The sequence below is a fragment of the Streptomyces rimosus genome (assembly GCF_008704655.1).
GTDB classification, from domain to species: Bacteria; Actinomycetota; Actinomycetes; order Streptomycetales; family Streptomycetaceae; genus Streptomyces; species Streptomyces rimosus.
In genome coordinates, this window is sequence record NZ_CP023688.1 from 5,100,716 (window position 1) to 5,113,219 (window position 12,504).

Below are 12,504 nucleotides of genomic sequence, written 5' to 3' on the forward strand. Positions count from 1 at the left end.
CCCGCGCCGCCCGCCGCCAGTGGTGCCGGACCGCTGGCGTACGCTGGTTCGGTCGTTATGCCCGCCTCCGAAGGGACGCCCGGTGACCGAGAACGCCGACCTTCAGTCCGTACTCGACCGTGCCGCGGAGGGCGGGCGGATCACGCCCGAGGAGGCGCTCGACCTGTACCGCTCCGCGCCGCTGCACGCGCTGGGCGCCGCCGCCGACGCCGTGCGCCGCCGCCGTTACGCGGGTACGGAGCACATCGCGACGTACATCATCGAGCGCAACATCAACTACACCAACGTGTGCGTGACGGCCTGCAAGTTCTGCGCGTTCTACGCCGCGCCCAAGGACACCGCCAAGGGCTGGACCCGCGACCTCGACGACATCCTGCGCCGCTGCGCGGAGACCGTGGAGCTGGGCGGCACCCAGATCATGTTCCAGGGCGGCCACCACCCGGACTACGGCGTCGAGTACTACGAAGAGCACTTCTCCGCGATCAAGAAGGCGTTCCCCCAGCTGGTCATCCACTCCCTCGGCGCCTCCGAGGTCGAGCACATGGCCCGCATCTCCAAGACCACCGTCGAGGACGCCATCCGCCGCATCCACGCCGCGGGCCTGGACTCCTTCGCCGGCGCCGGCGCCGAGCTGCTGCCGGAGCGCCCGCGCAAGGCCATCGCCCCGCTGAAGGAGTCCGGCGAGCGCTGGCTGGAGATCATGGAGACGGCGCACAGGCTGGGCGTCGAGTCCACGTCCACCATGCTCATGGGTACGGGCGAGACCAACGCCGAGCGCATCGAGCACCTGCGCATGATCCGCGACGTTCAGGACCGTACGGGCGGCTTCCGCGCCTTCATCCCGTACACCTACCAGCCCGAGAACAACCACCTCAAGGGCCGCACCCAGGCGACGATCTTCGAGTATCTGCGGATGATCGCGATCGCCCGGATCTTCCTCGACAACGTCGCCCACATCCAGGGCTCCTGGCTGACCACCGGCAAGGAGATCGGCCAGCTGTCGCTGCACTACGGCGCGGACGACCTCGGCTCGATCATGCTGGAGGAGAACGTGGTCTCCTCGGCCGGCGCCAAGCACCGCTCCAACCGCCAGGAGATCATCGACCTGATCCGCAAGGCGGGCCGCGTACCGGCGCAGCGCACGACCACGTACGAGCACCTGGTCGTCCACGACGACCCGGCCAACGACCCGGTCGACGAGCGCGTGGCCTCCCACATCTCGTCCACCGCGATCGAGGGCGGCACGGCGCACCCCGAGCTGAAGCTCGTCGAAGCGAACTGATCCCGCCGTGCTGACGATCCACCGCGTGCACGCCGTCCGCCGCGCTGCGGACGGCGCCCCGGTCCCCGGGCACGCGGTCGTCGTCTCCGGTGACCGCATCGAGGCGATCGGCCCGTACGAGGAGCTGTACGAGCGCTACGGCGAGCGCGCCCGGGTCCGCGAGTGGGACGGCGTCCTGACCCCCGGCCGCCACGAACCGCACGGCACGGCCTACCTGGAGGCCGCCTACCACCCCGACCCGCGCGAGGCCGGCGACCTGGGCACGGCCCCGCTGACGGGCGACGCGCTGACCGCCCTCGGCATGACCGAGACCCGCTGGGGCGCCAGCGCCCGCAGAGGGGTGCAGCGCCTGCTCGCCACCGGCACGACGTCGATCGCGGGCCCTTTCACCCACCCCGCCGTCCGCACCGCGGTCGCCCGCTCGGGCCTGCGCGGCGGCTCGGCCCCACGGCCCCTGGCGCCCGGCGCCCCCGCCGACTTCGCGGTCTTCACGGAGGACGGCCGGTGCCTGGTGACGGTCCTGGGCGGACGACTGGTCCACCGGGGACGCTGACCGCCCCCACCGCCCCACCGTCAACGCCGAGAAGCGCCCCCGTCACTTCGTGTGACGGTACTGTCGTATTCAGGACCGTGATCCGCACTCGCGTCCACACTCGCGTCCATGGGAGCAGTGATGAGCACTGACCGGCGGCTGGAGAAGGCGACTCCGGAGACCTGGATGAGCCCGCCCGGCGGGCGGTGGACGTACGACCAGGTCAAGGACTTGGAGCTGCCCTTCGACTGGGAACTCATGGACGGAGCGGTCGTGGTTCGGGGCATGGCGGAGTGGTGGCACGACCAGGTGCGGGACGAGCTGTTCTTCCGCCTCAAGCAGCTCAAGCCCGATCCGTACGGCGTCAATTCCGAGCGGAGCCTGCTGCTCGACGCGTACAACTCCGTCAAGCCCGATGTCGTCGTCTTCGACAAGAGCGGTATCGACGTCGCCCCGTTGGGGGCTACGCCCGCCTCCATCGTGAAGCTCGTGGTGGAAGTGGTCTCGCCGGGGTCCCAGGTCCGGGACCGGAGCAGCAAGCCCTTCCTGTATGCCGAGGCGGGCATCCCGTACTTCTGGCGGGTGGAGCACGGTGAGGACGACAAGCCGGTGGTGCACGAGTTCTGGCTGCGCCGCGACGTGGGCGAGTACGTACCCGCCCCCGAGCACCCTCGCCACACCGAGAAACTGGAGACGGACCGGCCCTTCCCCATCGGCATCGACCTGGCGAGTCTGCTGGAGCTGTGACGGCCGCCGTCAAGGGCCCGTGAAGGCCGCCGCCCAACGCGTCAGGGACCCGTCAACGCAACCGGAACCCCGGCTACCGCCCGGCAGGATCTTTCTCGCGGGGACGGCCGATTCGGCCGCTCACGATGCTTCGCACCTGATGCAGCACCGCTGGACCGCCCGGATGTTCTGAGGGGGGCATCGGGCCGTCCCCGTCCAAAGCCTTCTCGGGGCGTGGGGGACAATGGGCGAGTGACCCGAGCCTCCCTGGACAAGCAGCCGCAGGATGTCGCCGCGATGTTCGACGACGTGGCGGCGCGCTACGACCTGACCAACGATGTGCTGTCCCTCGGGCAGTCGCGGCTGTGGCGCAAGGAGGTGGACCGGGCCGTGGCGGCGCGGCCCGCCGAGCGCGTGCTCGACCTTGCCGCCGGGACGGGTACCTCCTCGCTGCCCTTCACGCGCGCCGGCGCGTACGTCGTGCCCTGTGACTTCTCCGTGGGCATGCTGCGGGAGGGCAAGAAGCGCCACCCGTGGATGCCGTTCGTGGCCGGTGACGGCATGCGGCTGCCCTTCGCGGACGATGTGTTCGACGCCGTCACCATCTCCTTCGGGCTGCGCAACGTGCAGGACACGGACGCCGCGCTGGCCGAGCTGTACCGGGTGACCAAGCCGGGCGGCCGGGTCGTCATCTGCGAGTTCAGCGAGCCGACGTGGGGGCCGTTCCGTACGGTCTACACGGAGTACCTGATGCGGGCGCTGCCGCCGGTCGCGCGTGCGGTGAGCAGCAACCCGGACGCGTATGTGTACCTCGCCGAGTCCATCCGGTCCTGGCCCAACCAGCCCGCGCTGGCCGCGCTCCTCCAGCGGGCGGGCTGGTCGAAGGTGGCCTGGCGCAATCTGACGGGCGGCATCGTCGCCCTGCACCGGGGGACGAAGCCGGGCGTGTGAGGGCGGCGGGCCGCGCGCCCGCGCCCGGCCCCTTACCCGTACGCCTGCTCACAGTTCCAGCCGGAAGCAGAATCCTTCCTGCCCGGACGGCGTACGGAACGTCTCCGCGTGCCGCATGCCGAGCCGCCGCGTCACGGCGATGGACCGTTCGTTCCCGGACGCCACCATCGCCACCACGCTCCGTACGCCCGCGGCCCGTACCGCCTCCAGCGCGGCGCGGGCCGCCTGTGTCGCGTATCCCTTGCCCCAGTGCGCCCGCCCCAGCCGCCAGCCGATCTCGATCTCGCCCACCGGGCCCCAGTCGCGCGGCCACGGCTGCGCGCCGGTGAAGCCGAGGACGGTGCCGGCCTCCTCGCCACCGGCTCCCGTACCGATCATCGAGTACATGCAGAACCCGTGTTCCGCGTGGTGCCGCCGCTGCCGTGCGGTCAGTTCCTGGTAGACGGACAGTTCGGCGGGGGTGCCGCCGTAGAACTCCATCACGTCCGGGTGGGCGAACACCCGGTGCCAGTGCAGTGCGTCCTCCTCGGACGGCACCCGGAGCGTGAAGCCCGCCGCGGACGGCGGCCGTGGTGCCGGGAACGGCTGTGCCTGTGGCTCGTGCATGGACCGACCAACCCTTCAGATCCTGATCAGCAGTGCCCCCATAGACTGACGGGGCCCAGTGCCGGTCGGCACCCAGATATCGACTTCCGGGAGATCCCGCCGTGACCGAATCCGCGACTGAGTCCGTGAGCGAGTCCGTGACCACCCCCCGCTCCGAGCACCGCGCGGATGTCATCGTCGTGGGGGCCGGTCCGGCCGGCTCGGCGACCGCGTACCACCTCGCCAAGTCCGGCCTGGACGTCCTCCTCCTGGAGAAGACCGCTTTCCCGCGTGAGAAGGTCTGCGGCGACGGGCTGACCCCGCGCGCCACCAAGCAGCTGATCAACATGGGGATCGACATCTCCGAGGAGGCGGGCTGGCTGCGCAACAAGGGTCTGCGCATCATCGGCGGCGGCAATCGCCTCCAGCTCGACTGGCCGGATCTGGCGTCGTACCCGGACTACGGTCTGGTCCGCAAGCGCGACGACTTCGACGAGCAGCTCGCGCGCCAGGCGCAGAAGGCGGGCGCGCGCCTGTACGAGCGCTGCAACGTGGGCGCGCCCATCATCAACGATCTGACCGGCCGTATCGAGGGCGTCCAGGCGAAGCTGGGCGAGGAGAAGACGCCGGTCACCTTCCACGCCCCGCTCGTGGTCGCGGCGGACGGCAACTCCACCCGCCTCTCGCTGGCGATGGGCCTGCACCGCCGCGAGGACCGCCCGATGGGCGTCGCGGTCCGTACGTACTTCACCTCGCCCCGGCACGACGACGACTACCTCGAATCCTGGCTGGAGCTGTGGGACCGCCGCGGCGCGCAGGACCGGCTGCTGCCCGGCTACGGCTGGATCTTCGGCATGGGTGACGGTACGAGCAACGTCGGTCTCGGCGTGCTGAACACGTCCTCCTCCTTCAAGGAGCTGGACTGGCGCGAGATCCTCAAGGCGTGGTGCGCCTCGATGCCCGCCGACTGGGGCTACACCCCGGAGAACATGACCGGCCCGATCCGCGGCGCCGCCCTCCCCATGGCCTTCAACCGCCAGCCGCACTACACGAGGGGCCTGCTGCTCGTCGGTGACGCGGGCGGCCTGGTCAACCCGTTCAACGGCGAGGGCATCGCGTACGCCATGGAGTCCGGCGCGATCGCCGCCGAGGTCATCGTGCAGGCGCACGCCCGCGCCACGTACGCGCAGCGCGAGCTGGCCCTCCAGCGCTACCCGAAGATCCTCAAGGACACCTACGGGGGCTACTACTCGCTCGGCCGCGCCTTTGTGAAGCTCATCGGCAACCCCAAGGTCATGAAGATCGCCACCCAGCGCGGTCTGACCCACCCCCTGCTGATGCGCTTCACCCTCAAGATGCTCGCCAACCTCACCGACCCCACGGGCGGCGACGCGATGGACCGCATCATCAACGGTCTGAGCAAGGTGGCGCCGAAGGCGTGACGCGGTCCGCGTCCCTGCCGGCGTCTTCGACCGCACCCCCGTCTCCATCCCCGGCTCCACCCCTGTCTCCACCCCCGCTGCATCGAAGGATGTAGCCGTACGCAGCCGCTTCTCGTCGTAGCGGACGAAGAAGCGGCCGCTGCGCGCCCCGACGATGGTGGGGAAACTGGCACCGGCGGTGGGAGACGGCGTGGCGGGGACAAAGACGGCGGAGGTCGCGGCGGGGGCCCGGGTGGCTCCTGTGGCCGGTGGGGGCGGGGCCGCGCGGTTGCCCCTGCTGGATGTGCTGCGCGGTGTCGCGATTCTCGGGACGTTGATGACCAACGTCTGGATCTTCGCGGCGCCCGGCGCGGAAGCGGGCGTCCTGAAGGGCGGCGCCGCCATGTCGGTGTCCGACTCGTCGTGGTCGGGGCTGGCGGAGGGGGCCTTCCGGTTCCTCGCGGACGGCAAGTTCCTGTCGATGCTGACGATGCTGTTCGGCGTCGGCCTCGCCATCCAGTTCCGGTCCGCCGCCAAGCGCGGCCGCACATGGCCCGGCCGCTACAAGTGGCGGGCGCTGTTCCTCTTCGTCGAGGGCACCGTCCACTTCGTCCTCGTCTTCGCGTGGGACGTGCTGATGGGGTACGCGGTCGTCGCGCTCCTGGTGGCCTGGCAGTTGACGCGTACGGCACGTACGCAGCGGGTGCTGATGGCGGTGGCGGGCGGCGTGCACGTGGTGGTGCTGGCGCTGCTGACGGCCGCCGCGCTCGGCAGGTCCTCCAACGGGAGCGGCGGGGCCAGTGCCGAGGCCGTCGCGCTGTACGCCGAGGGCAGTTATCCGGAGCAGATCGCGTTCCGTCTGCACAACGCGGTCGGCCTGCGCATCGAGCCCGTCGTCTCGTTCGCCCTGCTGGTCTTCCTCTTCCACCTCGGAGTACGGCTGTTCCGCGCGGGCGCCTTCGCCGCGGACGCGAACGGGCGGCGCATCCGGCGGCGGATGTGCGTCTGGGGCCTGGGCATCGGCCTTCCGCTCAACGTCCTTACAGCGGTGGCCGGTTCGGACTTCTATCTGCTGGGCCGGTACGGTGCGGCCCCCGTCGTCGCGATCGGCTACGTGGGCCTCATCGGCCTGATCGTCGACCGTGTGCGCCGGCCCGGCCCGCTCACCGCGGGGCTCGTCGCGATCGGCCGTACGGCGCTGTCCTGCTACGTCCTCCAGAACGTGCTGTGCATGCTGGCCTGTTACGGCATCGGCCTCGGCCTGGCCGCGCGCTGGGCGGACCACGGGCCGTGGTGGGTGATGGGCCTGTGGGCGGTGGTGTGCGTGGTGCTGTTCACCGGGGCCCGGCTGTGGCTGCGGCATTTCGAGCACGGGCCGCTTGAGACCGTACAGAAGCGGCTGCTCCGGTCTTGAGGTGGTGGGGCGCCTGGACGTTGCGGAGCGCGGACGGGCGCTGCGGCGCCGGAGGTTCCTCCTCGGCCGCCGGCTGCTGCGTACGGCAGGCACGGCAGCGCGTCACCGGCGGGTCCTGGCTTCCGGGCGGGGCCGGGTCCACGAAGGGACGGTCGCAGCCTGTGCAGCACACCCGGACGGGTGCGGGCCCGGCGGACCCCGGCGATGTGCCGGGCACCACGGGATGGACGGGAAGCGGCGGCGGCAGCCACTCGGTGAGCCGGTGCTCCAGGAGCGCGGCCGGGCGGAAGATGGTGCCGAGGGGCAGGGCCGAGGCGAGCGTACGGACGATGTTCGCGGGCGGTACGCCACGGTCGAGCCATTCCACCACCGCCGGGGCCAGCCGGCTCACATCGCGCACGGAGAGCGTCAGCCGCGCGTCGACGAGACGGAGGGAGGCGAGGAGGTCGGTGGCGGGGGTGGGGATGAGGGCGGGGGCCGGGGCGGGGGAGTGTTCGGGGTGGGGATCGGGTGCGGATTCGGGGCCGGGGCCGGGCTCGGGGGCGGGCTCCGGGGCGGGCTCCGGCGTATCCACAGGCTGTGGGCGGGGCGCGGGCGGTGGCTCGTCCGGTAGGGGGTCGTCCGGTGGGGGCTCGTCGGGTGGGGGCTCGTCCGGTGGGGGCTCGTCCGGTGGAGGTTCGTCCGGCGGCGGCTCCTGGGGTGGCGGCTCCTGCGGCGGGGCCGGGGGCGGCTTGTCTCCCGCGGGCTCGGGCGGCCGGGGCGTCGGTAGCGGCTGTGTACCCGGCTCCGGGCGCGTGCCCGGGTGCTCGTAGTACGTGGTTCGGGTGACGATCCGCTGGCCGGGAGCGCGCTCGCGGCGGCGCTCCAAGTAGCCCGCTACCTCCAGCTCCTTCAGGGCCCGCGCGATCCGGTACTCCGTCTCCGGCAGCTGCATGGAGAGCGCCCGGATGCTGACGTGGGCGCCGTCGGCCAGGGCCTGGATGCGTACGGCGAGGCCGATGGCGACGGCGGAGAGCGTCGGGTGGAGGGCGAGGTGATTGCCGACGACGGTGAAGTGGGTGTCGTGGCGGTGCCGAACGTGGGTCACGCCGGTGGGCGACACGGCAGCGGGCGGGCAGGGCCGCGCGTTAGACTCGGATCGAGTCATGGGGAAGGGATCGCTTCCTCTTGATAGGCCCTCGACACATGGGATGGCAGTCCCGTCGGGGGCCGTTCAATTTTTGGGTTGTGGCGTGAACGTACAGCCTTCCGGCCCCCCGATGCGAGCCCATCACCTGATCAGGTGACAAAGGGAAATCGGGGGGAAGGGGGGGAGGTTGGAAGGTTCTTGCCCTGGTTCTTTAAGGATCTCGCGATACACCGGAACGTCGTTCACCACACCCTCGCTCACCGTACTGCCGCTCACCGGGTCGCGGTATTCGCGACCCGGTGGGATACGTCAGCGAAAAACCCCTGACTTTCGGCGGGATCGGCGAGGCTTCGCCTACAGCGTGGTCACCCCCGGCCGTACCATCGCCCGCCGCCGCGGCGCGCTGAGCAACTGGGCCCCCGCGGGGCACGGCACCGAGGCGTAATTGCGGTTCATCTGGTTCTGGAGCTGTGCCCGGCGGCTGCCGGTCGTGCGCGGGTGGTGTGCCTCTTCGTACAGCTTCGAGCTGCGTTTCTGGGCGGCCTGGCTCTTCGGCGTGTGGAACTGAAGCTCGTACGGGTGGCCCGAATTGTTCGCCCGCCAGGCGGTATTGATTCCCTTGTATCCCCGTGCGCGCGCCCACGTGTTGGACCAGCGCAGGTTCGCGTTCTTCCACTTGGCCAGCATCTTGGTGCTGTCCTTGACGCCCTTGACATACGACGCGTCCGGCCACTGGAGGATGTAGCGCACCGAGTTGTAAACCTTGTCCAAGGCATCGTCCATGGTCTCGGACGGGTTGTTCTGCATATCGCGCGCGACCGAGCGCTTGATGGATTCCGGGGACCGTTTGCGCTCGTTGAAACCGACCATGGTGGCCTTGGTCTTACGGGCGAGACTGCGCACCTGGGGGCTGATGGTGCGTTCGGCCTTCTTGGCGCGCGCGAGGAAGACATTGACCTTGCGCAGGTCGGCGGCGTCGATGGTGAGCCCTTGCCAGCTCCAGCCGTGGTCCGCCTTGAGCTGCTTCTTCTTGGCCGGCGGCTTCGTCGTGGAGGGCGGCTGTGTCGACGGCTTCTGGGAAGGCGGCTTCTTCGTACCGGGCCGGCACGGCGGACAGGCCGCCGGCCGCCCGCCCCCCGGCTTCATGGCGGCCTGCTTCTTCGGACGGGGCTTCTTCGCGGCCTCCTTCTTGGGCCGCGGCTTTCTCGGCATCTGCTTCTTCGCGGCGGGCTCCTTCGCCGCGGTTTTCCCAAGCGCGGACTGGCACGGCGGGCAGCCTGCCGGCCGCCCGCCCGACGGCTTCCTTACGGCCTGCTTCTTCGGACGCGGCTTCTTCGCAGCCTGCTTCTTGCGCCGCGGCTTCTGCGGAGCCTGCTTATTGGCGGCGGGCTTCTTCGCGGCGGGTTTCTTGGCGGCGGGCTTGCCGGCGGACGGTGTCGGGCAGCTATCGGCGGACTTCTGCCTGCCCTTGGACTGGGGGCAGGGGAGGTCGGTGGCGTGCACCGGTCCCAGGCTGAGGGCGGAGACAAGAGCGGTCGCCGTCACCGACCAGGTGACGGCCCGAAAAGTATGAGCGCGGCGGTTTCTCATGTAAGCAAACGCTTCCTCTCGTTCAGCCGCCGTCGATGCCTCGGATAAGGGGTGTCGGCATTACGGGGCGGAAGGGATGAGTACGGCGAGAGGTACAACTGGTACAGAGCCGTTACGGTAGTTGTGCCGAACGGGCGTTGCTTACTCGAATGGACGATGCGACCGGAACCGGCCACCCGTCATGAAAAAGGATCTTTCCCTCGTTTGCTGACGCAACGCACGAGGGCCGCCGTTCCCGAGCGGTGGGAACGGCGGCCCTCGGCCGTTGTGCGGGGGCGGTCCTACAGGACGCGGACCGCGCCGGTCGGCTGGCTGTAGCTCAGCGGCTTCTCCACGATGCCGGTGCTGGAGTTCTGGGCACCGATGAAGTTGCCGTTACCGACGTAGACGGCCACGTGGTACGCGCTGCCCGCGCTGCCCCAGTAGAGGATGTCCCCGACCTGGAGGTTGCTCATGCTGACCTGGGTGCCGGCGGTGGACTGCGGCTGCGAGGTGCGCGGCAGGTCGATGCCGATCGTCCGGTAAGCGGCCTGGACCAGGCTGGAGCAGTCGTACGCGGACGGGCCGGAGGCGCCCAGCACGTAGGACTTGCCGATCTGCGCGCGCAGGAAGCTGACCAGGGAGGCGGTGCTGCCGGTCGCGCCGGTGACGGGGGAGTCGTCGGACGACGCGGACATGGCGCGCAGCGACGTGCGCTCGGAGGAGCGGGAGGCGCGCTCCTGGGCGGCCTTCTCCTCCTTGGCCTTACGGGCCTGTTCGGCCTTCTTCTCGGCCTCGGCCTTGCGGTCGGCGTCGGCCTTCGCCTTGGTGGCGGCCTCGGTGGCCTGGGTGGTGGCGGTGTCCTGCGCGGCCTGCAGCTCGTAGTCGAGTGCCATCTGCTGGGCGGTGTCCGCGCTCTTGGCCAGGCTGGTGCTGAGTGCCGAGGTGATGGTCGGCATTTCCTGGGTCTCGGAGACGGGCTTCTCCGCGGCGCCGGCCGGCATGCTCGCGCCGGTCACCGCCAGGGTGATGATGCCACCGGTGACCCCTGCGCGCAGTGCCCGCGAGGACGCGGAACGGCGGGGCTTCCGGTGGCTGGGTATGGCTGCGTTCGGGGACATGGCACCACGGCTATCAGGAGCCACAGGTTGCTGCCAACAAAGGTGGCGTGCACCACACTTGACGCGTACACGGTGAATAAAAGGGACTAATCGCCGGTCGCGAGCCGGGCGGTGGCCTGTCCGAATTTCGTGATCATGTTCCTGCGCATGGCATTTACGGGCCGGTGCGGGCCCCGGAGGCGCTTACCACCAACTGATCCGCCATGCCAAGGCTTCCCGAGGGTCAAGCGTTCAAGACCGTGAGGCGCGTGGGATAGCTCACTCCTGAGTGCCCGTTATGTACCCGTGATGTCGCCGGGGCGGGTGTGCTCGTGAACGCGGGCACGTACCGATGATCACGGGACGGTCACAACGGTCTCGGGGTGGTCACGGTGGAGCGGGTGGGGTGCCCCTCGCCCAGTGGCCCGCGGTGCCTTATCAGTTGGCGGCGACCGGCGCCAATTTGCTTGCATCCCGTACCACTTGATAGTGGCAACCCCTCGCTGACCAGGGGTTACGCCGCGAAATATCACCTCTGGTGATCATCCGCGCGCTGCCCGTACGAAGATCGGCGCTCATCGGACAGGATGACCGGCCGTCAGGTGGTGGAGATCACAAAGGCGTTGTCGCACCCCGTGTCGCAGATCACAGACCAGCGGGCATAAGATGCAGGCGGCTCGGGCTTGTGAACTGCCTCACATAGGCGCGATCTTCGTGGGGCGGTGCGCGGGGCCGGGCGGACCGCCATCCAGTCATCGTCGACTGAAGGGAGCGGGGACGGTGAACGCTTATGCGCCCATCCTCGTACTGGGAGCCCTCGGGGCAGGCTTTGCGATCTTCTCTGTCGTGATGGCCACGCTCGTCGGGCCCAAGCGCTACAACCGGGCGAAGCTAGAGGCGTACGAATGCGGAATCGAGCCGACGCCGCAGCCGGCCGGCGGCGGTCGATTTCCGATCAAGTACTACCTGACGGCGATGCTCTTCATCATTTTCGACATCGAGATCGTCTTCCTTTATCCCTGGGCCGTCACCTTCGATGCGCTCGGGATTTTCGGGCTCGTGGAGATGCTCCTCTTCGCGCTCACCGTCTTCGTCGCCTACGCCTACGTATGGCGTCGGGGCGGCCTGGAATGGGATTAGGAGCCATCAATGGGACTTGAAGAGAAGCTGCCCAGCGGCTTTCTGCTTTCCACCGTCGAACAGGCCGCCGGCTGGGTGCGCAAGTCGTCGGTCTTCCCCGCCACCTTCGGCCTCGCCTGCTGCGCCATCGAGATGATGACGACCGGCGCCGGGCGCTACGACCTCGCCCGCTTCGGCATGGAGGTCTTCCGCGGCTCGCCGCGCCAGGCGGACCTGATGATCGTGGCCGGCCGGGTGAGCCAGAAGATGGCGCCCGTACTGCGGCAGGTCTACGACCAGATGCCGAACCCGAAATGGGTCATCTCGATGGGCGTGTGCGCCTCGTCGGGCGGCATGTTCAACAACTACGCGATCGTCCAGGGCGTCGACCACATCGTCCCGGTGGACATCTACCTGCCCGGCTGCCCGCCGCGTCCCGAAATGCTGATGGACGCCATCCTCAAGCTGCACCAGAAGATCCAGAGCTCCAAGCTCGGCGTCAACCAGCGGCAGGCGGCCCGCGAGGCGGAGGAAGCGGCGCTCAAGGCGCTCCCGACGATCGAGATGAAGGGGCTGCTGCGGTGAGCGACGGCACCAAGGGAACCGGCGGGACCGGCGGCGGTGACACCAACGGCACTGGCGGTGTCAACGCGGCCGGCGCGGCCAAAGGGCCCAA

Annotated in this window: 12 protein-coding genes; 8 read left to right on the forward strand and 4 right to left on the reverse strand. The window is 69.7% G+C overall.

The genetic code is table 11. The features are described 5' to 3' along the window. Window positions 1-82: 82 nt before the first annotated feature. From mqnC to CP984_RS21750, 4 genes are all read left to right on the forward strand, one after another. Entirely contained in the window at window positions 83-1,282 is a 1,200-nt protein-coding gene (mqnC, locus tag CP984_RS21735; protein WP_003984257.1) for a cyclic dehypoxanthinyl futalosine synthase, read from the forward strand. Window positions 1,283-1,289: 7 nt separating this feature from the next. Further along, window positions 1,290-1,835: an amidohydrolase family protein gene (locus CP984_RS21740; RefSeq protein WP_003984256.1), complete on the forward strand. Its 546-nt coding sequence runs from the start codon at window positions 1,290-1,292 to the stop codon at window positions 1,833-1,835. A gap of 120 nt (window positions 1,836-1,955) precedes the next feature. Next, window positions 1,956-2,561 (forward strand): Uma2 family endonuclease, encoded by a 606-nt coding sequence (locus CP984_RS21745; protein WP_003984255.1) that lies wholly within the window; start codon window positions 1,956-1,958, stop codon window positions 2,559-2,561. A 231-nt stretch (window positions 2,562-2,792) separates the two neighbouring features. After that, the gene (locus CP984_RS21750) at window positions 2,793-3,491 is read left to right on the forward strand and encodes a demethylmenaquinone methyltransferase (RefSeq protein WP_003984254.1); all 699 of its coding nucleotides are present in this window, start codon (window positions 2,793-2,795) and stop codon (window positions 3,489-3,491) included. 48 nt (window positions 3,492-3,539) lie between these two features. Here the strand turns inward: CP984_RS21750 and CP984_RS21755 are convergent, their stop codons facing one another. Beyond that, entirely contained in the window at window positions 3,540-4,097 is a 558-nt protein-coding gene (locus CP984_RS21755) for a GNAT family N-acetyltransferase (RefSeq protein ID WP_003984253.1), read from the reverse strand. A gap of 101 nt (window positions 4,098-4,198) precedes the next feature. On the opposite strand from CP984_RS21755, the gene CP984_RS21760 reads away from it, so the two are divergent. Together CP984_RS21760 and CP984_RS21765 are read left to right on the forward strand one after the other, a co-directional pair. Continuing rightward, the gene (locus CP984_RS21760; RefSeq protein ID WP_003984252.1) at window positions 4,199-5,518 is read left to right on the forward strand and encodes a geranylgeranyl reductase family protein; all 1,320 of its coding nucleotides are present in this window, start codon (window positions 4,199-4,201) and stop codon (window positions 5,516-5,518) included. Between the two features lie 190 nt (window positions 5,519-5,708). Continuing rightward, window positions 5,709-6,911, forward strand: coding sequence for a DUF418 domain-containing protein (locus CP984_RS21765; protein ID WP_371280722.1), 1,203 nt, complete (start codon window positions 5,709-5,711; stop codon window positions 6,909-6,911). On the opposite strand, the gene CP984_RS41360 is transcribed toward CP984_RS21765, so the two are convergent. The 3 genes from CP984_RS41360 to CP984_RS21780 all read right to left on the reverse strand — a co-directional run bounded on the left by CP984_RS41360 (window position 6,832) and on the right by CP984_RS21780 (window position 10,730). Continuing rightward, entirely contained in the window at window positions 6,832-7,998 is a 1,167-nt protein-coding gene (locus CP984_RS41360) for a helix-turn-helix domain-containing protein (RefSeq protein ID WP_157849557.1), read from the reverse strand. The genes CP984_RS21765 and CP984_RS41360 overlap by 80 nt on opposite strands. Before the next feature lie 396 nt (window positions 7,999-8,394). Then, on the reverse strand, window positions 8,395-9,543 hold the full coding sequence (locus CP984_RS21775; protein ID WP_139679700.1) for a hypothetical protein: 1,149 nt from the start codon (window positions 9,541-9,543) through the stop codon (window positions 8,395-8,397). Window positions 9,544-9,911: 368 nt separating this feature from the next. Next, entirely contained in the window at window positions 9,912-10,730 is an 819-nt protein-coding gene (locus tag CP984_RS21780; RefSeq protein ID WP_003984247.1) for a C40 family peptidase, read from the reverse strand. Between the two features lie 759 nt (window positions 10,731-11,489). Here CP984_RS21780 and CP984_RS21785 point away from each other — a divergent pair. Together CP984_RS21785 and CP984_RS21790 are read left to right on the forward strand one after the other, a co-directional pair. After that, window positions 11,490-11,849 carry an NADH-quinone oxidoreductase subunit A gene (locus CP984_RS21785; protein ID WP_003984246.1) on the forward strand — a complete coding sequence of 120 codons (360 nt, stop codon included), beginning with the start codon at window positions 11,490-11,492 and terminating at the stop codon, window positions 11,847-11,849. 9 nt (window positions 11,850-11,858) lie between these two features. Next, the gene (locus tag CP984_RS21790) at window positions 11,859-12,413 is read left to right on the forward strand and encodes a NuoB/complex I 20 kDa subunit family protein (RefSeq protein WP_003984245.1); all 555 of its coding nucleotides are present in this window, start codon (window positions 11,859-11,861) and stop codon (window positions 12,411-12,413) included. The last annotated feature ends 91 nt before the right edge of the window (window positions 12,414-12,504 follow it).